Genomic DNA, 24,291 nt, shown 5'->3' with positions numbered 1-24,291 from the left:
CAATTAAATATTACTTTTATGAAAGATTTAACTAAAAAAAATCGCCATCCGGTGAGGAGACGATTTTTTATGTTATCTCGATAGATTTTATCCTCTGTCAGCAAAAGCTGTGATAAATTCTCTGTTCATTCGGGCAATGTTTTCAAGAGAAATTCCTTTCGGACATTCTACTTCACAAGCTCCTGTGTTTGAACAGTTTCCGAATCCTTCTTCGTCCATGGCTTTTACCATGTTCAGCACTCGTCTCTTCGCTTCTACTCTACCCTGCGGTAAAAGTGCGTACTGAGAAACTTTAGCCCCTACGAAAAGCATTGCAGATCCGTTTTTACAGGTAGCCACACAAGCTCCGCATCCGATACAGGCAGCAGCGTCCATTGCTTTGTCAGCATCTTCTTTAGGAACCGGAATTGCATTGGCGTCCAAAGTATTACCTGAAGTATTCACCGAAATGAAACCACCTGCAGCCATTACTCTGTCGAATGCGCTTCTGTCTACCATTAAGTCTTTAATAACCGGGAAAGCCGCACTTCTCCAAGGTTCGATAACGATGGTTTCACCATCTTTAAACATTCTCATGTGAAGCTGACAGGTTGTAATTCCTGTATCCGGACCGTGTGCTCTACCGTTGATGTAAAGGGAACACATTCCGCAGATTCCTTCACGACAGTCGTGATCGAAAGCTACCGGCTCTTTTCCTTCGTTAATTAAACTCTCGTTAAGGATGTCCAACATCTCCAGAAATGAAGAATCTGTAGAAACATCCGATATTTTATAAGTCTCAAACTGACCTTTAGATTTATTATTTTTTTGTCTCCAAATTTTCAGCGTAAGATGTAAGCCTTTTTTTGCACTCATAATTGTATATTTAAAAGATTGGAGATTATTTGTAACTTCTTGTTTTAACTTCGATGTTGTCGTAGATCAGTTCTTCTTTATGCAACACTTCCGCGTTGATATCGCTTCCCTGATATTCCCAAGCTCCTACATATTTGTAATTTTCGTCATCTCTTTCAGCCTCTCCGTCCGGAGTTGAGTGGTCTTCACGGAAATGTCCTCCACAAGATTCGTTTCTATGCAATGCATCGATAGCCATTAACTGTCCAAGCTCTAAGAAATCGGCAACTCTGAACGCTTTTTCAAGTTCTGTATTCATTCCGTCATTATCTCCCGGAACTTTTACGTCTTTCCAGAAATTGTTTCTTACTTCTTCAATTTCTCTGATGGCTTCTCTTAAACCTTCAGGCGTTCTTCCCATTCCTACCTTATTCCACATAATGTTTCCTAACTGCTTGTGGAAATAATCTACCGAATGGGTTCCATTATTATTTAAGAAGAAATCAATTTTTTCTTTAATTCCTTTTTCAGCTTCGTCAAATGCGGAAGAAGCTGTAGGAATAGCTCCTGTTCTGATATCTGCTGAAAGATAATCTGCAATGGTGTAAGGAAGTACGAAGTATCCGTCTGCAAGTCCCTGCATCAAAGCAGAAGCTCCCAATCTGTTGGCTCCGTGATCTGAGAAGTTTGCTTCCCCGATAACGAAACATCCCGGAATAGTAGACTGTAAGTTGTAATCTACCCAAACCCCACCCATGGTATAGTGAACCGCAGGATAAATCTTCATCGGAGTTTTGTAAGGATCGTCTGCTGTAATTTTTTCGTACATTACGAAAAGGTTACCATATTTCTCCTCAACCCACTTTTTACCCAAATCATAAATCTGCTGATCCGTAGGATTGCTGATGTGTTTCTCAATAGCAGCTTCTCTCCCTTTTTTCATGATCTCTGTAGAGAAATCAAGGTAAACACCTTCCTGAGTATCGTTATTTTCGATTCCGTATCCGGCATCACATCTTTCTTTAGCCGCTCTTGAAGCAACGTCTCTAGGAACCAGGTTACCGAATGCAGGATATCTTCTTTCCAGATAATAATCTCTGTCTTCTTCTTTGATGTTTTCAGGTCTTAATTTTCCTGCTCTGATCGCTTGTGCATCTTCAATCTTTTTAGGAACCCAGATTCTTCCGGAGTTTCTTAAAGATTCAGACATCAAAGTAAGCTTAGACTGCTGTGTTCCGTGAACCGGAATACACGTCGGGTGAATCTGTACATAACAAGGATTTGCGAAATACGCTCCTTTTTTGTGAATCTTCCATGCTGCAGAAACGTTGGAACCCATTGCGTTTGTAGAAAGGAAATATACGTTTCCGTATCCTCCCGAAGCAATAACCACTGCGTGTGCAGAATGTCTTTCGATTTCCCCTGTTACAAGATTTCTTGCGATGATTCCTCTTGCTTTTCCGTCTACGATCACAAGATCCATCATTTCATGACGGTTGTACATTTTAATTCTGCCTTTACCGATCTGACGGCTCATTGCAGAATAAGCACCTAATAATAACTGCTGACCTGTCTGTCCTTTTGCGTAGAATGTTCTTTTTACCTGAACCCCACCAAATGAACGGTTATCTAACTGACCTCCGTACTCACGCCCGAAAGGAACTCCCTGAGCAACGCACTGGTCGATAATATTTGCAGAAACTTCAGCCAATCTGTAAACGTTTGCCTCTCTTGCTCTGTAGTCTCCCCCTTTAATGGTATCATAGAACAATCTGTACGTAGAGTCACCGTCTCCCTGATAATTTTTAGCTGCGTTGATACCTCCCTGAGCAGCGATAGAGTGCGCTCTTCTCGGAGAATCCTGATAACAGAATGCTTTTACGTTATATCCTTGCTCAGCCAGAGTAGCTGCCGCAGAACCACCTGCCAAACCTGTACCTACAACAATAATATCAATCTTGTCTCTGTTGTTTGGTGCAACAAGGTTCATATGGTCTTTATGATTTTTCCATTTATCCTTAAGAGGACCCGCTGGAATTTTTGAATCTAATTTACTCATATTAGTATATTGATATTATTGAGTTACAAAGTGATAAATTGCGATAATGATAAAACCTGCAGGAATAAGGATAGAATACCATTTTCCGAAAGCCTTAATTACCGGCGTATATTTTGGATGTCTTGCCCCGATTGACTGGAATGAAGACTGAAATCCGTGAGCCAAGTGCAACCCTAACAAAACGAAAGAAATTACATACAAAGCCACTCTCCAGATATCTGCGAACTTCTCGTGAAGTTCCGGCCAGAAACGTTCAGAATCCGGAGTAATTTGCTCAACATACTTGTAGTTGATCTCATGCCACCAGAAATCATAAAAGTGAAGCGCCAGAAAAGCCAACACTACAGATCCGGAAATAATCATATTTCTGGACATCCATGAAGAATTTGCAGAAGCATTGTTTGCTGCATACTTCACAGGACGTGCTTTGTTATTCTTAATTTCAAGAACAAATCCCATGATGAAATGGAAAAAGACTGCAAAACCAAGAATAGGCTGCATTAAGAACTGCACAAAAGGATTATAGCCCATGAAATCTGATGCGGTATTGAATGCATCACGGTTTAGGACTGATAACAAATTGGTCGTCAAATGCAGTATAAGAAAAATCAGCAAAAACAGAGCTGATAATGCCATAGCATATTTTCTACCTATCGTAGAACTCGTTAAACCTGCCATATAAGTTTAAATTTGATTTTCCACAAAATTAAGAAATGTTAACAATATCAAAAAGTGAGAAATCTCACAAAAACCCAGTTTGTAATCTTTCTAAATAAGACTTAAAATATTATAAATAAAGGAAAAACACAAAATGTAATGATTAATTAAAACTATAAATTTTGCCATTATAAACTACTCTTGTTACATCTTTCGGGAAGGTTTTGATCTGATAATTACTTATCCTTCTTGAAGAACAATATGGATTAATTATAAACTGAATCATTTTTCTATGATCTGAATTTTCCTCAATCCAGAAACAGGCATTGTTTCCTTTTTTTACAGACAAAACTTGGGTTTTAGAAAAATCATGAAACAGAATTTCGTCACGCTGATTTTCATAGAAATTACAACCTGTTCTTAAAGCGTAAAAAATAAAAACTGTCATCATTACTATTGTAACATTTTTCAATTTCGGTTTCAGAATAAAAAATCTCAGAAAATAAATGATCAGAAATAATGCAAAAACCTCGATTAGATTCATGGGAATATTTTCGATGAATAAATGACTGAAATCTGCAAACCAATGAATGATTGTAAGTAAAATCTTAATAACAAAATCATAGGCGACATTCATCAAATTGAAATCAAGATCAAAAGCAATTAAAGTGGTCATTAAAAATGAAAAAACAATGATTGCTTCAGAAAAAGGAACAATGAAAAAGTTGGCAATAATTGAAATAAATGAAAACTGATGAAAATAGTACAGAACCAGAGGAAGCGTTGCTAACTGAGCAGAAACAGAAATAGAAATTGTATTAAAGATCAGTTTTTTAAACCGGTTATCCTGTTTCGGGAAATAATTCAAAATCGGTTGATTCAGCCAGTAAATCCCCAAAACCGCACAAAAACTCAACTGAAAACCGACATCAAAAAGCTGTTGAGTATCAAATATTAAAATGATAAAAGCAGACAGGGAAAGTGAATGCAGCAGATCGGGTTTCCTTTGAAGCAAAACGTAAACAAAATAAATACTCAGCATTAAGCCTGAGCGCAAGACAGAACTTCCGAATCCGATAAAAACAATAAATAACCATATAAAAATTAAACTGGAAATTATTGCGTATTTTCTGAATTTTAATGGTAAAATTTTAATTAGTAAAAGATAACACAATCCGAAAATGACGACAATATGTGTTCCCGAAATCGCAAGAAAATGCACCAATCCGGAACGGTTAAAATCCTGAACCGTCTGCGCATCCATTTCCGTTCGGTCGGCAAGAATAATTCCTTTTAAAAATTCTTTCGACTTTGAAGACATTCCGGTTTCATCTATTCTTTGCAAAACTTCCAGTCTTTTCTGGGAAAACTTCTCTGTGAAGCTTAGATCTTTCCTTTCTGCTTCCTTAATTTCATTATTGATATAACACTGGTATTCAATATTTTTCCTTAAAAGATATTTTGAATAATTGAACTGAAAATCATATTGTGGCAGCTTCGGCTTCGAAATGTAAGCCTGAGCTTGATAATAATGTTTAAAATCAAGTTCCTTTTCGCTTTTCGGAATATAAATAACAGCATTGAAAGTTTGGTTTCCGGCTTGTATCACACCTTCATACTTCCGATTTTTAGCACTGGAATTCAGTTTTTTAGCTATTTTAAAAACAATGGTTTCATTTTTAGAAACCGAAATATTTCCGGAGGCAAAAGCATTGAAAAAATGCAGAATAATTCCGACCCCGAAAAACATAAAGCCGAGTAAATAAGGTTTCGCTTTATGGAGGTAGTAATTTTTAAGAAAAGTAATGGCTAAAGTGAAAGCACAAAAGATGATAATGAAGTAAACAAAATTTTCATCCAGAGAAAAAAAATCCTGAACAAAAATCCCCAAAATAAATGAGATGGCAAGAATTAAAATCGGCTGTTTATTCAATTTCAAAATTTGTGCATCTCAAAAATATTTAATTGAATAACAATCGGCAAATCAAAATTTTAAAATCTTAAATTTTGACTTAAATTCATGATATAAAAGAAAAATCGCAGAAAAATTTTCTACGATTTTTTATAGTTTATTTGATTTTTTAAACCTTTAAAATAACGTCAGCCGCATTTTCACTGGCTCCTTTTCCGCCTAGTTTTTCTCTCAACAATTCGTAATCTCTTAAAAGCTGAGATCTTTTTTCGCCTTCAAGAACTTTCTTTAATTCTTCAACAAGATTTTTGGTATTAAGATCATTCTGAATCAGTTCTTTAACGACTTCACGATCCATAATTAAATTCACCAGAGAAATATATCTGATGTTTTTAACGAGTCTTTTCGCAATCGCATAAGAAATTTTGCTTCCCCGGTAGCAAACTACTTGCGGAACATTCAGTAAAGCAGTTTCTAACGTGGCAGTTCCCGATGTTACCAAAGCTGCTTTCGAACACCTCAACAAATCATACGTTTTATTGGAAACAAAATGTACATTTTCGTCTACATAATTCTGATAAAATTCTTTCGGCAAACTCGGCGCTCCTGCGATAACAAACTGATATTCTTTAAAGTAAGGTCTTACGGAAAGCATCATTTCCAGCATTTTTTCCACTTCCTGTTTTCTGGAACCCGGCAAAAGCGCAATAATTTCTTTTTCGTTTAAGTCATTTTCCTTTTTAAATTCTTCAACATCAATATTTTGCAGCGTTGAAATCGCATCAAGCAACGGATGACCTACAAAATGCGAATGTACCCCATGTTTTTTGTAGAAATCTTCCTCAAACGGAAGAATCACCATCATTTCATCCACATATTTTTTGATGATCTCTACCCTCCCCTCTTTCCATGCCCAAAGCTGCGGAGAAATATAGTAAACGACTTTAATGCCTAATTCTTTGGCAAATTTTGCAATCCTTAAATTGAATCCGGGATAATCTACCAAAATTAAAACATCCGGTCTGTTGTTTTTAATATCTTCTTTGCAGAATTTAATATTATTCAGAATGGTTCGCAGATTCATGGCTACTTCCAGAAATCCCATGAAAGCCAGATCGCGGTAATGTTTCACCAAAGTTCCGCCCTGTTGCGCCATTAAATCGCCACCCCAAAATCTGAATTCGGCAGTGGAATCTTTCTGCTTCAAAGCTTTCATTAAATTGCTTCCGTGCAAATCTCCGGAAGCCTCTCCTGCGATGATGTAATATTTCATTTCTATAATCAGAATAGAGAACAAATAAGACGTTGTACGATCTTAATTTGTAAATTTGTTCAAAGATAATGATAAAAAATGTCAGAAGAATTTGAAATACGGAATAAAGTTGCGGAAAGCGGTTTAATCAATTTTGATCTTACGGATCTTGTTCCGAAGGGAGCCAGAAAGGGAATTGATCTTAAAAATTTTCTTTTCATGGAAATGGTCTTAAAGGAAAAAGATTTTCGCGAAAAAGTGGCAGCCATTGATGTTGAAGAGTATCGTGATGCTTATGTGTACGTCTACAATTCTGCGGATGCGATCGTTCCGCTTTGGGCATATTTCCTGATTACGGCAAGACTTACCGAAGTAACCAAAAAAATAGTTTTCGGAAACCGTGAGGATCTGGAAGTTATTTTAATGCACAACGCCATTCAAAGCCATGATTTTGATGAAATGCGCGGAAAAAGAGTGTTGGTAAAAGGCTGCTCAGACAAAGAGATTCCTGAAAACGCGTACATCGAACTGGTTGAACAGCTTCAGCCGATCGTGAAATCGCTGATGTTTGGTGAAGCATGTTCCAATGTTCCGATCTTAAAAAATTAATTATTGATAATCAATAACTTATAGGTAATTTCAAAAATAAATCTCAATTTTTGATTAAAAAAAATCTTTAGGGAATATTTTTTGATAACTTTGGTTGACTTAACAATAAAATAAACACAAACTATGAGTTTAATCGACCTACTTACAGGGAACACCGGCAACCAGGTTGCTGAACAGGCTGAAAACAAATTCGGGATCAGCAAAACGCAGGTAATTGCTTTACTGGCAGTTGCGGCACCGCTTATCATTTCTTACCTTAGAAACAAATCTCAGGACGCGAATGAAGCTGAAGCTTTAAATAACGCTTTGGATAAAGATCACGACGGAAGTATTCTGGACGACGTTTCTCAGGCAGATGCGAGACAGGCTGAAGGAGGTTCTATATTAAGCCATATTTTTGGTGGAGATAAATCGAATGTAGAAAATCAGCTTTCACAAAATACAGGAATTTCCATTGATAAAGTGGGACCTATTTTAGCGATGCTGGCTCCGGTAATTATGGGCTACATCGGAAAAGAAAAACAACAGAACAATGTAGGAGCAGGAGGTTTAGGCGATCTTTTGGGAGGAATTCTTGGGAATGCTTCCAATCAGGCTCAGCAACAGCAGTCTAATCCGTTGAATGATATTTTAGGAAGCGTTTTGGGCGGTGGAAATTCTCAGTCCGGAAATCCTTTGAATGACATTCTGGGGAGCGTTCTTGGAGGAGGCAATCAGCAGAAGCAGCAAGGCGGAGGCGGATTGGGAGATATCCTTGGCGGATTTTTTGGAAAATAATTTAATTTTGTTACATAAAAAAGACCGGAGAAAAAATAATCTCCGGTCTTTTTATTTTAATTTTTAGCTTTTTCTTCTGAAGCGGCAACTATTTTAGAAGCTTTTCTCGGTCTTCTTTTTCCATAGCTTCCATTGTTGATCTTACCTCTTCTAGATTTTTTGTCTCCTTTTCCCATAGAAATAAATTTTAGTTGATTCATTACGAAATTAAAAAATACCCTGTAAAAATCAAAGATTGAAGCTGTTAAAATTTTTATAATTCTGTAGCCGGAGTTGGAAGACAGAGGCTGGAAGTTTATTACTGAAGCGTAAATCGACCTTTGTTAAAAAAAACTAGCATCCATACTTTTACACCTTTACCGTTTTCCATTTTCCTTTTTTAAACAGTATAAAAGCAACGATGGTGATTAAAGTTTCGGTTACGGGAATCGATATAAAGACACCTTTCGGTCCCATTCCGAAATATTTTGAAAGAAAATACGCTAAAGGAATCTGGAACAGCCAGAATCCGCACAAATTAACCCAAGTCGGAGTCCAGGTATCTCCTGCTCCGTTAAAAGCATTAATCATCACCATTCCTATTCCGTAGAAAATAAATCCTACCGCCATAATATGCAAAGCATTGGTAGCAATAGTTTTAATTTCAGGTTCGTTGGTGAAAAATCCGACTAAAAAATCTCCCATAAAAAAGAAAATAATACTTACGGTTACCATAAAGATCACATTATACTTTACAGTTTTCATAACGGACTGTTCTGCTCTCAACATTTCGTTGGCTCCCATATTTTGTCCGACTAACGTTGATGCGGCGTTGCTTAATCCCCAAGCCGGAAGCAAAAAGAACATCATTAAACGCAGAGCCGTCTGATATCCTGCAGAAGCATTTTCACCGCCGGTTGTTGCGACCAGTTGAGCCAGAAAAATCCAACTGCAGGAAGCAATTACAAACTGAAAAATTCCGGGAGTTGCAATTTTGATAACCGATTTAATGATTTCAAAGTCGGGTTTAAAATATTTTGACTGAATTCTGATCTGCGTATCTGCAATCAGAAGATGATACAACTGATAGATCACTCCAATACTTCTTCCGATGGTGGTTGCCAAAGCCGCTCCCGTTAATCCCATAGCGGGAACCGGACCGAAACCTTTGATTAAAACCGGACATAAAATTATATTGGCAATATTGGCGATCCAGAGAGATTTCATTGCAATCGCGGCATTTCCTGCGCCGCGAAAAATTCCGTTGATTAAGAATAAAAGCATGATGATGACACTGCTTCCCATCATAATTCTTGTGAATTCTTTTCCGTACGCTGCTGCTTCGGGCTTTGAACCCATTAGAATTAAAATTTCCTCAGCGTAGATCACTCCAAGCAGACTCAATAGAAAAGTAATGGCAAAAGAGACCAGCAAAACCTGCGCTGCACTTCTGGAAGCCTGTTCGGGATTTTTCTCCCCCACTCTTCTTGCTACCACTGCTGTTGCCGCCATACTCATCCCGATTGCGATGGAATACATTACGGAAAGTACAGATTCTGTTAATCCCACTGTCTGTATTGCAAATCCGCTTTCTTTAAGATGTCCTACGAAATAGAGATCCACCAATGCAAATACAGATTCCATTGCCATTTCCAGCATCATAGGAATGGCGAGAAGAAGAACCGCACTTCTTATCGTTGCTTTGGTGTAGTCGACTTCTTCACCGCTTAGCGCTTTTTTAAGAAAATTGAAGTATTTTGACATTGTTGATTCGGTTTTATATTCCGCAAAAATATAGATTCAAAAATGATTATAACTTGGCTTATGAAAAGTTTTCTGAAAAAGATTCTGAACAGATCAGTCAAAGCGCATTTATCAACTCAGAAAAATAAAAAGTTCAATAATTTTTTATCGTAAAACAATAAATAATTATATATTTGCAATAAAAAATACTATGAAAAATTATTCATCTACAATTTTGAGCATTCTTACTACTTTTTTATGGCTTTATTTAATCATCTCCTATATAACCATATTTCTTCTTGCTATTTTACTGATTGCAAAAATAGCTGGAATTGATGTTGGTGTTTTAAGCAAAATAAAAATAGATAGTAAAAAATTACACGTGCAGGATATTCAGTCATTAAAAAAAGAAGTTTCAATAGTGATTCTTTTTATGACAATTATATTAGGAATATTACAAACTATACTTTTTTCAAATGTTTTAAAACTGGCGAATAAAATTCAGATGAAGAGTCCATTTTCATTAGAAATTTACAAGATAATTTCAAAAATTGCTAATTACACTTTAGCTTTAGGATGTTTTTCTATTATAAGTGATACAATTGCAGAAGCTTTACTAAATAAAGTTACTTTTAATTTTAGCATTGACAATCAAAATTTTCAGCTATTTTTGGTATCTGCAATTATATATATTGTTTCTCAGGTTTATAAACAAGCTGTTGATCTTAAAACTGAAAATGATTTAACAATTTAATTTATGCCAATAATCATCAACGTAGACGTCATGTTGGCGAAAAGGAAAATGCAGTCTCAGGAACTTGCCGAAAAAATTGGCATTACTCAGGCTAATCTTTCCATTCTTAAAACCGGTAAAGCCAAAGCCGTAAAGCTTTCAACACTGGAAGCCATATGCAAAGCACTGGATTGTCAACCCGGTGACATCCTTGAATATGTAAAAAATTAATATTCTTTAAGATTTTAAAACTAAAAAATTCGTTAAAAATATTCCCAAACCTCACAAACTTCCTTAAAACCATTATTCACAAACAATAATATCAGATCTTACTTTTTAGATTTGACAAAAAAATTTAATCACTATGAAAAAATATTTCATCGTCCCATTTCTTCTATGGGGAATGACTTCTTTTGCCCAGCAAAAAATTGAAAATCTCGATTTTGAAACCACAGAAAACAATTCTCCTGCCTTATGGAAATTAATGGGAAACAATTCTGCAAAAGTATTTTCCGATTTTAATGAAAAACAGCAGGGAAAGGCATCTGCCGTGATAGAATCTGAAGGTACAGAAGGCTTCAGAGCAATCATGTACGCACTTCCCAACAATTATGCAGGAAGAAAAATTACGCTTTCCGGATATCTCAAAACAGAAAATGTAACGGATGGATTTGCAGGATTATGGATGAGAATTGATCCTGAAGTTGCTTTTAACAATATGCAAAACGTTGGTCTGAAAGGCACAAACGACTGGAAAAAATATGAGGTTACCCTCAATATGTCTCCGGAAAACACACAACAGATCGTTATCGGAGCATTGCTTTCAGGAAAAGGAAAAATCTGGGTAGACGACTTAAAAGTTTCCATTGACGGAAAGGACATTGAAAATGCTAAAATTTTCGAGAAAAAATTAACTAAGGTTGAGCTTGATAAAGAATTTGATAAAGGTTCTACAATTTCCAATATCAACCTCGGTCAGAATAATATTGAAAACCTTAAAAAACTGGGATTAATCTGGGGGTATCTGAAATATTATCATCCAAATGTTGCCGAAGGAAACTACAACTGGGATTACGAACTTTTCAGAATTTATAAAAAAACTGAAAATGCTTCTGCTGAACAGAGAGATCAGATTTTAACAGACTGGATCAAAGGTTTAGGGAAATTTCAGACAGCAAAAAATTCTGAGCCTAAAAATGTGAAGATCAAGCCGGATCTCGACTGGATCACCAATTCCGGCTTCTCGAAAGAACTTACAGAGCTGCTTTTACAACTGAAAGATGCTAAAAGACCAAAAGTCAATTATTACGTCGATTTCTTTCCGAATGTAGACAATCCTGATTTCAGGCATGAAAATCCTTACAGAGAGATGAAGTATCCCGATGAAGGTTTCAGGCTGCTTTCTCTTTACAGATACTGGAACATGATTCAGTATTATTTTCCTTACAAAAACCTCATCGAAGAAGACTGGAAAGGCGTGCTCAAAGAATTTATCCCAAAATTCATCAACGCAAAAGACGAAACGGAATACAATCTCGCTTCTCTGGAACTGATCGGAAGAATTCACGACACTCATGCCAACATTTGGGGAAACAGTAAATCGCTTGAAAAATATTTTGGCGAAAGGTATTCTCCGGTAAAATTAACTTTTGCAGAAAATAAACCTGTGGTTGAAGGCTTTTATGACGAAAATTTAGGAACACAGACCGGATTGAAAATAGGAGATGTCATCACGGAAATTAATGGTGAAAATATGGACAACATCATTAAAAATATGCTGAAATATCTTCCTGCTTCCAATTATCCTACTCAACTTCGGGACATTTCGAGAAAATTGTTGCGAAGCAATGCAGAAACCATCAATCTTACCATTTTAAGAGACGGAAAAACGGAAGAAAAAACTATAAAAACCTATGCCTATTCAGATATTAAAATAAAAAAAGAGCCAAAAGAGTTTTTTAAAATGCTCGATGGCAACATTGCTTATGTTTACATGGGAAGTGTAAATGCCGATCTTCTTCCTGAAGTTTTTGAAAAAATTAAAAACACGAAAGGTTTGGTTATCGATTTCAGAAGCTATCCTTCAGATTTTGTAGTTTTTAAAATGGGAAAACTGTTAAAACCGGAATCCTCGGATTTCGTAAAATTCACGAATACAAGCAACAGTCAGCCGGGACTTTTCACTTTTACACCAAGTTTAAAAACACAGGGAACCGGAAAAAAATATTATCAGGGTAAAATTGCCATATTAATTAATGAAACCACGCAAAGCAGTGCGGAATATCACACCATGGCTTTCAGAACCGCACCGAATGCAAAAGTTTTCGGTTCTACAACGGCAGGAGCCGATGGAAATGTTTCTGATATAAAACTCCCGGGAAATATTTCGACCATGATCAGCGGAATCGGCATCTATTATCCCGACGGAAAAGAAACCCAGAGAATAGGAATTGTTCCCGATGTTGAAGTAAAACCTACAATAGACGGAATAAAAAACAATAAGGACGAAGTTTTGGAAAAAGCAACGAAATGGATTAATAATTAGCAACATTGATCGAAAAATTTTATTTAGCTTTGTATATTCTTTAGATAAATCAAGTTTTATGAAAAAAATAATTACAGCAACTTTACTATTCGGACTTTCTGTTTTTGCCAACGGATTATTTGCACAGGAATTATCAGCAGACCAGTTGAAAACCTTCCGCACCGATAATCTGGAAAGTTTCCAGAAAGCTTTCAGTCAGGAAGATTTTTCAAAATGCTATACCGTAAATGGGACAAAGACCGATCTGCTTTCTCTGAGCGTAAAAGAAAACAAAAAAAATGTCTTCAATTATCTGGTGAGTAAAACTGATGTTAATAAGTCTTGCAGCGATGTTACTCCTTTGATGAACGCAGCAGCTTCCGGAAATATGGATGCCGCAAAAATGCTGATGAAATTCGGGGCTAAAAAAGAGGCAAAAGACAGCAAAGGCAAAACGGCAAAAGACTACGCTGTTAAAAATAAACAGTCTGCAATGGCAATGGTTCTTTAATTTTTTACAGATAAATAATTTAATACTTCCTTCGGGAAGTTTTTTTGTTTTTAAAACCTGCAAAAATCTTATCTTTGCCAACGGAAAATTCAAGGTTCGGATCTGAGCCTTAAACATTGAACTTTAAACAAATAATTATGTTTCGATCGCACACAAACGGAGAATTATCTCTTAAAAATCTTAATGAAGAAGTTACACTTTCAGGATGGGTACAGACTATCCGTGATAAAGGATTTATGATTTGGATAGATCTTCGGGATCGTTACGGAATTACGCAGCTTGTTTTCGATCAGGATCGTTCTACGGCAGAACTGATGGAAAATGCAAAAAAACTGGGACGTGAATTTGTGATTCAGGTTACCGGAAAAGTTATCGAAAGAGTAAGCAAAAACCCCAATATTCCGACAGGAGAAATTGAGATTTTAGTGGAGAATTTAACAGTTCTTAATGAATCTCAGCTTCCGCCTTTCACCATTGAGGACGAAACGGACGGTGGTGAAGAATTGAGAATGAAATACCGTTATCTGGATATCAGAAGAAATCCTGTAAAAGATAAATTGATTTTCCGTCATAAAATGGCGCAGAAAGTAAGAAACTATCTTTCAGAAAACGGATTTATCGAAGTTGAAACTCCGGTTTTAATTAAATCCACTCCGGAAGGAGCAAGAGATTTCGTGGTTCCGAGCAGAATGAATCCGGGACAGTTTTATGCTTTGCCACAGTCTCCGCAGACTTTCAAACAGTTATTGATGGTTGGTGGAATGGATAAATATTTCCAGATCGTAAAATGTTTCCGTGACGAGGATTTAAGAGCCGACAGACAGCCGGAATTTACACAAATCGACTGCGAAATGGCTTTTGTAGAGCAGGAAGATGTGATGAATGTTTTTGAAGGAATGACGAAAACTTTATTGAAAGATATCACTGGTCAGGAATTCGGAGATTTCCCAAGAATGACTTTTGCTGATGCGATGCAGAAATACGGAAACGACAAACCGGACATCCGTTTCGGAATGGAATTCGTGGAACTGAATGATTTAGTAAAAGGAAAAGATTTCAAAATATTTGATGAAGCAGAATTGGTCGTAGGAATCAATGTTGAAGGATGTGCAGACTATACAAGAAAACAGATCGACGAACTTGTGGATTGGGTAAAGAGACCACAGATCGGAGCTTCGGGAATGGTTTGGATTAAATTCCAGAATGACGGCGTAAAAACGTCTTCGGTAAATAAATTCTACAGCGAGGAAGATTTGACAAAAATCATTGAAAAATTCGGAGCTAAAGAAGGAGACTTGATGTTGATTCTTTCCGGAAACGAAAATAAGGTAAGAACGCAGCTTTCAGCTTTAAGAATGGAGCTTGGAAACCGTTTAGGATTAAGAAAAGGAAACGAATTCGCGCCACTTTGGGTAGTTGATTTCCCATTATTGGAATTTGATGAAGAAAGCGGACGTTATCACGCGATGCACCACCCTTTCACGTCTCCAAAACCGGAAGATATTTATTTGCTGGAAACAGATCCGGGAAAAGCCAGAGCAAACGCTTATGATATGGTGTTGAACGGAAACGAAATCGGCGGAGGTTCCATCAGAATTTTCGATAAAGATCTTCAGTCTAAAATGTTTGATCTTTTAGGATTCTCCAAAGAAGAAGCAGAAGCACAGTTTGGTTTCTTAATGAATGCCTTCAAATACGGAGCGCCGCCTCACGGTGGATTAGCTTTCGGGTTTGACCGTTTGGTAGCAATTCTGGACGGAAATGAAGTAATCAGAGATTATATCGCTTTCCCTAAAAATAACTCAGGTCGTGATGTGATGATCGATGCGCCTTCTTCGATTGCTGATGAACAGCTAGACGAACTGGAACTTAAATTGAATTTAAAATCATAAATTAGAAGCGGGGAATTTTTCTCCGCTTTTTTTATGAAAACACTAATTTCTCTCATAGCCACTTTAGGATATATTTCTGCAATAGCCTGTGCAGTTTATTTCATAATCATATTTATAAAGAAAATACTTTATTACCCTCCGAACGTAAAAGAAAAAGTTTATGAAGAAATAATGAAGCTCTCTTACATTTCAGGATTATTGCTTGTATTTAGCTCAACCTGCTTCTATGTAGCTAAAGAAATTGTAGAATATGATTTTAAAAGTACGTTGAGAAAACACACTATTGTTTCAGCAGAAATTGAAAACATATTTTTCAGTCAGGAGGATATGAGAGGTATTTTTGATCATTTCGAAAATGATGAAGGACGTTACAGGTGCGAAAGCTTTAGCGGAATTATTAATCTGGATAACAACGAATCGATTTCTGTTGAAATTATAAAGCATTGCTATGAAAAGAACAGATATATTATTGTTTCTAAACAATACAGCGTAGAATCTACCATTGGAGACATCAACACAGACAAGTTTGATTATCTAAAAAGCGACAGCATAAATACTGAATAATTCATAAAAATCTATATTCACAGAAAAAATAAAAACCATTATCAGAAACATGAACGAAGAAATTTTCACTTACAACACACCTTCCTCCGAAAAAATTTTAAGACAGATTAATGAATATGAATTTAATAGACAATGGAAAAATAATCTTAAAAAAAATAATAAAAATCTTTTTTGGGGAATATTATTTACCATACTCGGAGTTATTACCATAATTTTCGAAAACTACACTTTTGCAGGATTCTTTTTAGGCTTTTCAGTCGCTGTAATTTCAACATATTTCAATTATATGACCCAATATAAAAAGTATAAAAAGGCTTTTTATCAAAAATTAGATCGTGAAATCTCAAATCTTGAAGGAAACTCCAAAGATATCTTCTTGGAATTTAGCCCATATCACTTTAGTTTTAAAAATTATAAATCTGAATATAAATTTATCTGGAGTGAGATTACCTATTGTATTTTAGACGATCGATATCTTTACATTACAGCTAACTCGTTTATGAATTTTATTTTGGATAAAGCCAATGTTGATAAAGAAAATCTTGATAAAACACTATTATATCTCGAGATGAAAGCAAAGTTTAAAAAAATTTAAATCAAATACCAAACCTCCCGTAAATTCATCATACAACACAACCCTTATACAATTTACCTACAAAAAAGCAATATAAAACGGAATAACTGTAGATCCTTCAACATTATTGCTGATCTGTAAAAAATAAAAAGGTCTGAATTTCTTCTGACCTCTATTTGTTTTTCCTCAGTTCATTTATGAGGATGATTATTATGTTGATGTAATAGGTGTAATTTTATCAGCGATAAGAAAGCTTTTGCAAAAACTGAAAATCTTTTTATAGAGAATAAAAAGATTTTTCAGTCTTTGTGAAGAAATGAATTTTTAATTGATAAAAGAAAATTTATTTACAAACATATTACCGATAAGCGGTAATGGCGTTTCTTTTTCATTTGCGGCATTTATTATTCCCAAAATCATTAAAATAAAGAATAAATAGCCAATGTAACCTAAAAAGTGCAATGACGGAACAATAGCAGCAACGATCGTCAGCGCAATATTAAATAACGTGGAAACAATTGCCAATCCCAAACTCTGGCCGAGATGAAAATTAACCAACCTGTCTTTTTGCGATTTGTCTCTTAAAAAAAATGCGATAAGCCATCCGACAAGGGTGATATACGAAATAATTGCTAAAACTTTGTTGTTCATGTTTTGAGTTTTTAAATTTCTGAATAAAATTATTTTCAACCCGGCAAAGATATTATCGGCAAATCAGCAACAGCAATTTTGAGTGTCTATAAAGTGTCTATGAGGAAATTAAAAACGTCTACAAAGCGTCTACAATAAATTTAACACGCTTATTTTAAACCAATTACAACTAAGAAAGATGCTGTATAAACTGATCCAGATCTTCGTCTTTCCCCAGATTAAGCTTTTGCTTTATTCTGTAACGCGCCATTCTTATACTTTTGGGCTCAACATTCATCTGGGATGCAATTTCTTTGGTCGAAAGCTTCATCAAAATAAAACCACAATATTTTAAATCCAGTTGAGTAAGATTCTGGTTGGCTTTATCCAATAATTTATTGAAAAATTCAGGATAAATGGTATTGAAATTAGATCTGAACTTTTCAAAATCATCATCTACCAGAATCCCCTCCTCTATCGCTTTAAAAATCTGATGATCTATGACAGAAGGCGCGGCAGATTTTTTTTCCATCAGTTTTTCTTTAAGATTATTCAAAATTTCATTTTTCTTTTCAAGATGAAGCACACTGCCGATCAATTCTTTACGAACCTGATTTCTCTCAATCTCTAATTGCTTATTTTTCTCCGAAATAAGATGCATTTTCAGCTTATTATTCTTCTGATACTGAAACCAGATGATCAGCATTAATATAATCACAACAATCATGATCAGGATGTAGATTCTCTGGTTGAAATTTTTAGAAGTCAGAGTTTCTATTTTTTCTTCCTTCTCTTTCATTTCATATTTTATAATGCTGTTTTGTATCGCTTTGTTTATATTTTCATCGTTTGCTTTCTTACTTGCAGCCTGAAAAAGCTGGTCGATCCTGTAGAATTCTTCCCAATCTTTTTGCGTCGCTGCGATTTTCTTCAGATCATCATAAAATAAAAGCTCAGTAACAGCATCCGGATAAGGCATTTCCTGTGCTTCCTTCAATCCTCTATAAAAAAAAGCTTTAGCCTCATCTATTCTATTCTCTTCCAGAAGAATATCTCCTTTTGCACCATAATAATTCCTGTATATGGACAGATAGTTATACTTTTTAGCAAGCTTTAATGCTTTATTGAGATAAACTTCGCCTTCCGGATTTTTATTATAAAAAAGCAAATTATATCCGTAATTAAAATATAATGATGCTAAAGCAAATTTCTGGGTGGTTTCATTTTCATTCTGTATCAGATCGGCCGTTTCCTTTAGATATTTTAAAAGCTGATCCGAATTGTATTTTGAAGCCCGGTTAGTATTAAAATCATTCTTCATATAATTGGCAAATCCGCATCTGGCATTAATAATTGCTCCCACATCTTTGCTTCGATCCGCCAGTTCAAGAGATTCATTCAAAATTTTCACATCCTTATAACTGGAAATATAGAAAACGGAGACTCCTGCATCACTTGCCATTGCAAAATTTTCATTCAGCTTAAAAAGTCTGAAACTCTTTAAAAAATAATTAATTGACTTGTCATTAATCTCAAGGATCATGTACAGCTTACCAGTCGCAAAATTGTAATAGGCTTCTCCTGAAGAACTCCCATTTGTATTAGAAAATTTTTCAGCTTCGGTAATATACTTTTTCGCAGATTCGTAATCTTTTTTGGTAATGTAGGTTAATGCCAGTAAAGAATTCAGAAGCAGTTGGCTTTCATTAGCTTTCGCAGATTTATTTAATACAGATAAATCTTTTACTGCTTGGTTTAAATCTTCGTTTCTGTTATTAAAAATATCAATAGCTTTTTCGTTCTGTGCTAAAAGCAACGTCTTAAATAAGAATAAAAAAAATACTGTGATTAGTTTAAATTTCATGGAATTTTACTGATATATCTTGCTGTGATTAACTAAATGTTACAGTAAAGGTAATATTATACTTCCGGATTCTAACGGAGTATTTCTTACATAACCTGCTCCTAAAAAAACATAAATAACTCAATTGTAATTATTTAAAATATCAAACGACAGTTACACGGCACAATCATTGTACGTTTTACTGAAAATAAAGTACAATGAAAGCAATCTGGAACGGCGCCATTGGCTTTGGACTAGTCAATATTCCTGTCAAAATATATTCTGCTACCGAAACCACCAAACTGGATTTGGATATGCTTGATAAGTCTGATTTTTCGAATATCAGATTTAAAAGAGTGAACGAAAATACAGGTAAGGAAGTGAAATGGGAAAATATTGTAAAAGGATATCTCATGGACGACAAATACATTATTCTGGATGAAGAAGATTATGAAGCCGCAAGTCCTGAAAAATCCAAAATCCTTTCTATCGATCAGTTTGTAAAAGAAAGTGAAGTAGATTCTGTTTATTTTGAAAATCCGTACTATCTCGAACCTCAGAAAAATGGTGAAAATGCTTATCGCCTTTTGCTGAAAGCTCTGGCAAAAACAGAAATGGTTGGAGTAGGAACTTTTGTTCTGCGCGAAAGTGAAGCCATCGGAATGATCCGCCCTTATAACAATGAAGTGTTGGTTTTAAACCGATTGAGATTCGCACAGGAAATCAGAGATTACGGAGATCTTAAAATTCCGGCGGCGAAAGCTCCGAAACCTGCTGAATTAAAAATGGCGGTGAACCTCATCGAACAGCTTTCACAGGAATTTGATCCTGAAATGTACAAAGACACGTATTCTGAAGCTTTAATGAAGATCATTAAACAGAAAGCGAAAGGTAAAAACATTAAAACGAAAAAAGCGGAACCTGCAAAAGAAGGAAAAGTAATTGATCTGATGGCGCAGCTAAAAGCCAGTTTACAGAATACCAAATCCAAAAACGCATCATAATGGCTCTAAAAGATTACAGCCAAAAGCGGAAATTCGACGAAACCAGCGAACCGAAAGGAAAAACAAAAAAGAGCAAAGATCAGCTTATTTTTGTGATTCAGCGACACGCTGCATCACGACTGCATTATGATTTCCGTCTGGAAATGGATGGCGTTCTGAAAAGCTGGGCAGTTCCGAAAGGTCCGTCATTAGATCCTAAAGACAAACGTCTTGCCATGATGGTGGAAGATCATCCCTACGATTACAAAGACTTTGAAGGAAATATTCCGGAAGGAAATTACGGAGCCGGACAGGTGGAAATCTGGGACAGCGGAACCTATGAACCTCTTGACAACAATTCCAAACTTTCTGACGAAAAAGAGCTGCTAAAAGAGCTTCACGCCGGATCTTTGAAATTTATCCTTCACGGAAAAAAGCTGAAAGGCGAATTTGCTTTGGTAAAAATGAAAAATACGGAAGAAAATTCATGGCTTCTCATCAAACATAAAGACGATTTTGCGGAAAGTGATTATGATGCAGAGGAAAACACCGCAAAAAATTCTCAGGTCACAAAATTTTTAGAGGAAAAAAAAAGCCTCAAAAGCAGCAAAAAAAAGTCATAACCTCAGAAATAAAGCCCAAATTCAAACGGTACAATTCTTTAGTTGACGAAAAAAAGCTTGAAAACTTCATCAAACCCATGTTGGCAAAACCGCATGAAGAGGCTTTTGATGATGAAGATTGGCTATTTGAAATCAAATGGGACGGTTATCGTGCCGTTGCCGATTTAAGCACCGATCAACCTCTCTTCTACTCCCGAAACGGAATTTCTTTCCTTTCAAAATTTGAAAAAATATCGCGGGATTTTGAAAATCAGATTCATCATATGATTCTTGACGGTGAAATTGTTGCCTACGATGAAAACGGAAAACCTAATTTCCAATGGCTTCAGCAGATTGAAGACAATCCGGATCTGGCTCTCACCTATCAGGTTTTTGATATTTTGTGGCTGAATGGTCATTCCACGGAAGAACTTCCTTTGATTCAGCGGAAAGAACTTTTAAAAGAAGCTTTAGTGGAAACCGATGTCATCAGATATTGTGATCACGTTCCGGAAAAAGGGACTGCATTTTTCAGTCAGATGAAAAAAATGAAGCTTGAAGGGATGATTGCTAAAAAAGCCAACAGCATTTATGTAAAAAATCACCGAAGTTCCGACTGGCTGAAAATAAAATTCACCAATACTGAAGAAGCCATTATTTGTGGATTTACAGAACCTCGTGGTTCCAGAGAAGGTTTCGGAGCATTGATTTTAGGAAAATATATTGATGGAAAACTTACCTACAGCGGACATACAGGAACAGGATTTAACCGTGAACTGATTCAGGAAATTCTTCGGAAATTAGAAAAAATTACGGTCTCAAAATCACCTTTCGAGATCAAACCCAAAACCAATATGCCGGTAACATGGACAAAACCTGAACTGGTGTGCGAAATAAAATATTCCGAAATTACGAAAGACGGAATTTTTCGTCACCCTGTTTTTGTGACATTGAGAGAAGATAAAGAACCTGAAGACGTTAAAAATACTTCCGAAGAAACAGAAACTATTTCCCAACCCAAAATGACTAAAATGACAATTCTAAAAAAGATAAAATCTTCTGAAAACGAACAAGAAATTACCCTGAACCGACACAAAGTAAAACTAACCAATCAGGACAAAATTTATTTTCCGAAGGATGAAATTACAAAAAGCGATGTCATCGAATATTACCAGTCGGTTGCAGACTATATTTTACCCCATCTTAAAAACCGTCCGCTTTCGCTAAACCGCTTTCCGAACGGGATAGAAGAGCAGAATTTTTATCAGAAAGATGCAGGTGACAACATTCCGGACTGGATAAAAACAACACAGGTTTATTCGGAATCGAATGATAAAGACATTGATTATATTTACTGCAACGACAAAGCTACTTTGGCTTATTTAAACAATTTAGGCTGTATCGATATGAATCCGTGGAATTCTTCACTTCCCGATCTTGATCATCCTGACTTTCTGGTTTTAGACCTCGATCCTTCGAAAAAGAATACGTTTGATGAGGTTATTGAAACCGCTTTGCAGGTAAATGACGTTTTAGAAACTGTAAAAATCGACGGATACTGCAAAACTTCCGGAAGTACGGGAATTCACATTTATATTCCGATGGGCGGAAAATACCAATTTGATCAGGTGAAAGATTTTGCGCACCTTTTAATGAAACAAGTCAATGAAAAATTGCCGAAACTAACGACACTGGAAAGAAGCTTACAAAAGCGTGACAACAAGAAAATCTACCTCGATTATCTTCAAAACAGAACCGGACAAACTTTAGCAAGTGCTTACAGTTTGCGTCCAAAAGAAGGAGCTGCCGTTTCGATGCCTCTGGAATGGGAAGAACTGAAAAAAGGTTTACAACCAACAGATTTAAACATTCACAATGCTTTAGACAGAATTAGAGAAAAAGGAGATTTGTTTAAACCTGTTCTGGGAAAAGGAATTGATATGATGAAGGCGTTGGAATTGTTGGGAGATGCTGAATGAAATTAATGCTTTAAATTTTCAATCATTTTTAAGCAAAAATCGATGCTGTTTTCATCTCTTAAATGATTAATGAGTAAGTATAAATTGTTAACAATATCATCAACAGATAAAATTAAATCATCGTTAAAAAATTTTCTCCGCATTAAGTACATTTCCAAATTAATATAAATATATCTCAGATATTCAACATTATTAATTTTTGAAAAACACTCGCAGAAAACGTAGGATGAATCATATTTTCCTTTTAATATAAATTGTGTAAAATCTAAAAAATCTGCAACAAAATATAATTGATGATCTTCCCATGTAAAAACTTCTTCTATAAAATCATCATGCTGTTTTGCTGTAAAATGATCTAAAATATTTTTAAGGTACGGAAAATGATCATATTCAAAATTTTCCGAACTGTCATAAGAGCTTATATTGTCAATATAAGTTTTAATTTCTAAAAACTGATCATTCATAGTATGAGTTAAGGAAGTTTTGCCAAAAGACTTTCAGGCAGCATTTTCAAAATCAGATAAATAATTTTCCATTTAAAATTCGGAACAATAGTGAAAGAATTTCCTGCGTTTACGATATGTTTTGCTACATAATCAGGTTCCATCATTAAAGATTCATTCAACTGTAAGCCTTCATTGATTTTTGTGCGAATATAGCCAATCACCAAAGCATTGACTTTTATATTTCTTGAAGCCAATTCCTGCCTTAAACCAGCCAAATACGTGGTAAAAGCAGCTTTTGTACTGCCATAAACAAAATTGCTTTTTCTCCCGCGAACTCCCGAAAGCGAAGACAATCCGATAATCCTTTCGAGATTTTTATTGTTTTTATCCGTCGCAATAATATTCAGAATAGAAACGGCTCCCATATAATTGACCAGCATCATTTGCTGAGCTTCTTTAAAATCGGTTAAAGCGGTTTCATTATCCACTAAAAAACCTGCTGCATAGACCACAATATGAGGTTTTACAGGAAGCTCATCATAAAATTTCTGATGAGAATCAAAATCAACAGCATCAAAAGATAAAACCTTCACTTTGGAATTCAGATTATGTTCTGAAACAAATTGTTCTAAAGAGTTTGTATTTCGGGAAGCGGCAATAACGGAAAATCCTTTTTCGACGTATTGTTTCGCAGCCTGTTTCGCAACATCGGAATTCGCGCCTAAAATGAGAACGGTTTTGTTTGTGTTTTGATTCATGGGGCAAAGATAACTTAAACCACAAATAACACAAAGATTTTCACTAATAGCACAAAGATTTACCGCCATTTTTGTCATTTTGACGGAGGAGAAATCTATTTTTTTAACCGTTAAGATTTTAGTTGAGGAGTTAAGATTATTAAGGTAGAAGCTTTGCTTTTGATTTCCCGGAGTTTTTTTAAACACGAATTGCACAAATGGTTTTTCACGAATACCGACAAATATGTTTAACGTATCTTGTCATTTCGAAGAAGGAGAAATCTATTTTTAAACCGTTAAGATTTAGTTGAGAAGTTAAGATTATTAAGGTGGATTCTTCTCTCCGCTTCGCTGCGGTCAGAATGACAATCCTACGTTAAAAATAATTGCAGCTTAGATTCCTACGAATGATAACCTTTCCGGATATTAAAATTGAAAATATTCATATAAA

The 24,291-nt window shown here is 35.5% G+C and carries 23 protein-coding genes; 12 read left to right on the top strand and 11 right to left on the bottom strand.

The annotated features are described in order from the left end of the window. Nucleotides 1-87: 87 nt before the first annotated feature. From QWT87_RS04320 to lpxB, 5 genes are all read right to left on the bottom strand, one after another. Nucleotides 88-855, bottom strand: a complete 768-nt coding sequence (locus QWT87_RS04320) for a succinate dehydrogenase/fumarate reductase iron-sulfur subunit (protein ID WP_076390676.1) — start codon at nucleotides 853-855, stop codon at nucleotides 88-90. A gap of 25 nt (nucleotides 856-880) precedes the next feature. Beyond that, nucleotides 881-2,893 (bottom strand): fumarate reductase/succinate dehydrogenase flavoprotein subunit, encoded by a 2,013-nt coding sequence (locus QWT87_RS04315; protein WP_076390674.1) that lies wholly within the window; start codon nucleotides 2,891-2,893, stop codon nucleotides 881-883. 15 nt (nucleotides 2,894-2,908) lie between these two features. After that, nucleotides 2,909-3,571 (bottom strand): succinate dehydrogenase cytochrome b subunit, encoded by a 663-nt coding sequence (locus tag QWT87_RS04310; RefSeq protein ID WP_116097734.1) that lies wholly within the window; start codon nucleotides 3,569-3,571, stop codon nucleotides 2,909-2,911. A 142-nt stretch (nucleotides 3,572-3,713) separates the two neighbouring features. After that, on the bottom strand, nucleotides 3,714-5,489 hold the full coding sequence (locus tag QWT87_RS04305; protein ID WP_302713944.1) for a ComEC/Rec2 family competence protein: 1,776 nt from the start codon (nucleotides 5,487-5,489) through the stop codon (nucleotides 3,714-3,716). 142 nt (nucleotides 5,490-5,631) lie between these two features. Beyond that, entirely contained in the window at nucleotides 5,632-6,735 is a 1,104-nt protein-coding gene (gene lpxB, locus QWT87_RS04300; RefSeq protein WP_302713942.1) for a lipid-A-disaccharide synthase, read from the bottom strand. Between the two features lie 78 nt (nucleotides 6,736-6,813). Between lpxB and QWT87_RS04295 the strand changes: the two genes are divergently transcribed. Together QWT87_RS04295 and QWT87_RS04290 are read left to right on the top strand one after the other, a co-directional pair. After that, a complete protein-coding gene (locus QWT87_RS04295) occupies nucleotides 6,814-7,323 on the top strand; it encodes a DUF2480 family protein (RefSeq protein WP_302713940.1) in 510 nt (169 codons plus the stop codon). A gap of 123 nt (nucleotides 7,324-7,446) precedes the next feature. Continuing rightward, nucleotides 7,447-8,100: a DUF937 domain-containing protein gene (locus tag QWT87_RS04290; protein ID WP_076390670.1), complete on the top strand. Its 654-nt coding sequence runs from the start codon at nucleotides 7,447-7,449 to the stop codon at nucleotides 8,098-8,100. A 56-nt stretch (nucleotides 8,101-8,156) separates the two neighbouring features. On the opposite strand, the gene QWT87_RS04285 is transcribed toward QWT87_RS04290, so the two are convergent. Both QWT87_RS04285 and QWT87_RS04280 read right to left on the bottom strand, forming a co-directional pair. Further along, on the bottom strand, nucleotides 8,157-8,276 hold the full coding sequence (locus QWT87_RS04285) for a 30S ribosomal protein THX (protein WP_302714293.1): 120 nt from the start codon (nucleotides 8,274-8,276) through the stop codon (nucleotides 8,157-8,159). 172 nt (nucleotides 8,277-8,448) lie between these two features. Beyond that, complete coding sequence (locus tag QWT87_RS04280) at nucleotides 8,449-9,843, bottom strand: MATE family efflux transporter (protein ID WP_302713936.1); 1,395 nt, start codon at nucleotides 9,841-9,843, stop codon at nucleotides 8,449-8,451. Nucleotides 9,844-10,033: 190 nt separating this feature from the next. On the opposite strand from QWT87_RS04280, the gene QWT87_RS04275 reads away from it, so the two are divergent. The 7 genes from QWT87_RS04275 to QWT87_RS04245 all read left to right on the top strand — a co-directional run bounded on the left by QWT87_RS04275 (nucleotide 10,034) and on the right by QWT87_RS04245 (nucleotide 16,641). Further along, on the top strand, nucleotides 10,034-10,576 hold the full coding sequence (locus QWT87_RS04275; protein ID WP_302713934.1) for a DUF2975 domain-containing protein: 543 nt from the start codon (nucleotides 10,034-10,036) through the stop codon (nucleotides 10,574-10,576). A gap of 3 nt (nucleotides 10,577-10,579) precedes the next feature. Beyond that, nucleotides 10,580-10,786 carry a helix-turn-helix domain-containing protein gene (locus QWT87_RS04270; protein ID WP_029295495.1) on the top strand — a complete coding sequence of 69 codons (207 nt, stop codon included), beginning with the start codon at nucleotides 10,580-10,582 and terminating at the stop codon, nucleotides 10,784-10,786. 133 nt (nucleotides 10,787-10,919) lie between these two features. Continuing rightward, nucleotides 10,920-13,100 (top strand): S41 family peptidase, encoded by a 2,181-nt coding sequence (locus QWT87_RS04265; protein ID WP_302713930.1) that lies wholly within the window; start codon nucleotides 10,920-10,922, stop codon nucleotides 13,098-13,100. Between the two features lie 58 nt (nucleotides 13,101-13,158). Further along, nucleotides 13,159-13,590, top strand: coding sequence for an ankyrin repeat domain-containing protein (locus QWT87_RS04260; RefSeq protein WP_235131803.1), 432 nt, complete (start codon nucleotides 13,159-13,161; stop codon nucleotides 13,588-13,590). A 137-nt stretch (nucleotides 13,591-13,727) separates the two neighbouring features. Beyond that, on the top strand, nucleotides 13,728-15,482 hold the full coding sequence (gene aspS, locus QWT87_RS04255) for an aspartate--tRNA ligase (RefSeq protein WP_302713927.1): 1,755 nt from the start codon (nucleotides 13,728-13,730) through the stop codon (nucleotides 15,480-15,482). A 33-nt stretch (nucleotides 15,483-15,515) separates the two neighbouring features. Next, nucleotides 15,516-16,046, top strand: a complete 531-nt coding sequence (locus QWT87_RS04250; RefSeq protein ID WP_302713925.1) for a hypothetical protein — start codon at nucleotides 15,516-15,518, stop codon at nucleotides 16,044-16,046. A 49-nt stretch (nucleotides 16,047-16,095) separates the two neighbouring features. Next, nucleotides 16,096-16,641 carry a hypothetical protein gene (locus QWT87_RS04245; protein ID WP_302713923.1) on the top strand — a complete coding sequence of 182 codons (546 nt, stop codon included), beginning with the start codon at nucleotides 16,096-16,098 and terminating at the stop codon, nucleotides 16,639-16,641. 303 nt (nucleotides 16,642-16,944) lie between these two features. Here QWT87_RS04245 and QWT87_RS04240 read toward each other — a convergent pair whose 3' ends face one another. Then, nucleotides 16,945-17,271 carry a DUF4870 domain-containing protein gene (locus QWT87_RS04240; RefSeq protein ID WP_302713921.1) on the bottom strand — a complete coding sequence of 109 codons (327 nt, stop codon included), beginning with the start codon at nucleotides 17,269-17,271 and terminating at the stop codon, nucleotides 16,945-16,947. Between the two features lie 169 nt (nucleotides 17,272-17,440). Further along, nucleotides 17,441-19,114: a helix-turn-helix transcriptional regulator gene (locus QWT87_RS04235; protein ID WP_302713919.1), complete on the bottom strand. Its 1,674-nt coding sequence runs from the start codon at nucleotides 19,112-19,114 to the stop codon at nucleotides 17,441-17,443. 197 nt (nucleotides 19,115-19,311) lie between these two features. Here QWT87_RS04235 and ku point away from each other — a divergent pair, with 197 nt between their 5' ends. From ku to ligD, 3 genes are all read left to right on the top strand, one after another. Beyond that, entirely contained in the window at nucleotides 19,312-20,097 is a 786-nt protein-coding gene (gene ku / locus QWT87_RS04230) for a non-homologous end joining protein Ku (protein ID WP_185208849.1), read from the top strand. Next, a complete protein-coding gene (locus QWT87_RS04225; RefSeq protein WP_302713916.1) occupies nucleotides 20,097-20,699 on the top strand; it encodes a DNA polymerase ligase N-terminal domain-containing protein in 603 nt (200 codons plus the stop codon). The genes ku and QWT87_RS04225 overlap by 1 nt, the downstream gene beginning before the upstream one ends. Before the next feature lie 77 nt (nucleotides 20,700-20,776). Then, nucleotides 20,777-22,657 carry a DNA ligase D gene (gene ligD / locus QWT87_RS04220; protein ID WP_302713914.1) on the top strand — a complete coding sequence of 627 codons (1,881 nt, stop codon included), beginning with the start codon at nucleotides 20,777-20,779 and terminating at the stop codon, nucleotides 22,655-22,657. A 2-nt stretch (nucleotides 22,658-22,659) separates the two neighbouring features. Here the strand turns inward: ligD and QWT87_RS04215 are convergent, their stop codons facing one another. Together QWT87_RS04215 and QWT87_RS04210 are read right to left on the bottom strand one after the other, a co-directional pair. Then, a complete protein-coding gene (locus tag QWT87_RS04215; RefSeq protein WP_302713912.1) occupies nucleotides 22,660-23,121 on the bottom strand; it encodes a hypothetical protein in 462 nt (153 codons plus the stop codon). 8 nt (nucleotides 23,122-23,129) lie between these two features. Beyond that, nucleotides 23,130-23,861, bottom strand: a complete 732-nt coding sequence (locus QWT87_RS04210; RefSeq protein ID WP_302713910.1) for an SDR family NAD(P)-dependent oxidoreductase — start codon at nucleotides 23,859-23,861, stop codon at nucleotides 23,130-23,132. Nucleotides 23,862-24,291 lie beyond the last annotated feature (430 nt).

The organism is Chryseobacterium urinae (genome assembly GCF_030518295.1).
GTDB classification, from domain to species: Bacteria; Bacteroidota; Bacteroidia; order Flavobacteriales; family Weeksellaceae; genus Chryseobacterium; species Chryseobacterium mucoviscidosis.
The sequence above is the reverse complement of the archived record's forward strand: the minus strand, read 5'-3'. Positions and strand labels throughout refer to the sequence as shown.

Coding starts and splice junctions, on each gene's coding strand:
- QWT87_RS04320 (WP_076390676.1), bottom strand. CDS start 855: ATGAGTGCAAAAAAAGGCTTACATCTTACGCTGAAAATTTGGAGACAA.
- QWT87_RS04315 (WP_076390674.1), bottom strand. CDS start 2,893: ATGAGTAAATTAGATTCAAAAATTCCAGCGGGTCCTCTTAAGGATAAA.
- QWT87_RS04310 (WP_116097734.1), bottom strand. CDS start 3,571: ATGGCAGGTTTAACGAGTTCTACGATAGGTAGAAAATATGCTATGGCA.
- lpxB (WP_302713942.1), bottom strand. CDS start 6,735: ATGAAATATTACATCATCGCAGGAGAGGCTTCCGGAGATTTGCACGGA.
- QWT87_RS04295 (WP_302713940.1), top strand. CDS start 6,814: ATGTCAGAAGAATTTGAAATACGGAATAAAGTTGCGGAAAGCGGTTTA.
- QWT87_RS04290 (WP_076390670.1), top strand. CDS start 7,447: ATGAGTTTAATCGACCTACTTACAGGGAACACCGGCAACCAGGTTGCT.
- QWT87_RS04285 (WP_302714293.1), bottom strand. CDS start 8,276: ATGGGAAAAGGAGACAAAAAATCTAGAAGAGGTAAGATCAACAATGGA.
- QWT87_RS04280 (WP_302713936.1), bottom strand. CDS start 9,843: ATGTCAAAATACTTCAATTTTCTTAAAAAAGCGCTAAGCGGTGAAGAA.
- QWT87_RS04275 (WP_302713934.1), top strand. CDS start 10,034: ATGAAAAATTATTCATCTACAATTTTGAGCATTCTTACTACTTTTTTA.
- QWT87_RS04270 (WP_029295495.1), top strand. CDS start 10,580: ATGCCAATAATCATCAACGTAGACGTCATGTTGGCGAAAAGGAAAATG.
- QWT87_RS04265 (WP_302713930.1), top strand. CDS start 10,920: ATGAAAAAATATTTCATCGTCCCATTTCTTCTATGGGGAATGACTTCT.
- QWT87_RS04260 (WP_235131803.1), top strand. CDS start 13,159: ATGAAAAAAATAATTACAGCAACTTTACTATTCGGACTTTCTGTTTTT.
- aspS (WP_302713927.1), top strand. CDS start 13,728: ATGTTTCGATCGCACACAAACGGAGAATTATCTCTTAAAAATCTTAAT.
- QWT87_RS04250 (WP_302713925.1), top strand. CDS start 15,516: ATGAAAACACTAATTTCTCTCATAGCCACTTTAGGATATATTTCTGCA.
- QWT87_RS04245 (WP_302713923.1), top strand. CDS start 16,096: ATGAACGAAGAAATTTTCACTTACAACACACCTTCCTCCGAAAAAATT.
- QWT87_RS04240 (WP_302713921.1), bottom strand. CDS start 17,271: ATGAACAACAAAGTTTTAGCAATTATTTCGTATATCACCCTTGTCGGA.
- QWT87_RS04235 (WP_302713919.1), bottom strand. CDS start 19,114: ATGAAATTTAAACTAATCACAGTATTTTTTTTATTCTTATTTAAGACG.
- ku (WP_185208849.1), top strand. CDS start 19,312: ATGAAAGCAATCTGGAACGGCGCCATTGGCTTTGGACTAGTCAATATT.
- QWT87_RS04225 (WP_302713916.1), top strand. CDS start 20,097: ATGGCTCTAAAAGATTACAGCCAAAAGCGGAAATTCGACGAAACCAGC.
- ligD (WP_302713914.1), top strand. CDS start 20,777: ATGTTGGCAAAACCGCATGAAGAGGCTTTTGATGATGAAGATTGGCTA.
- QWT87_RS04215 (WP_302713912.1), bottom strand. CDS start 23,121: ATGAATGATCAGTTTTTAGAAATTAAAACTTATATTGACAATATAAGC.
- QWT87_RS04210 (WP_302713910.1), bottom strand. CDS start 23,861: ATGAATCAAAACACAAACAAAACCGTTCTCATTTTAGGCGCGAATTCC.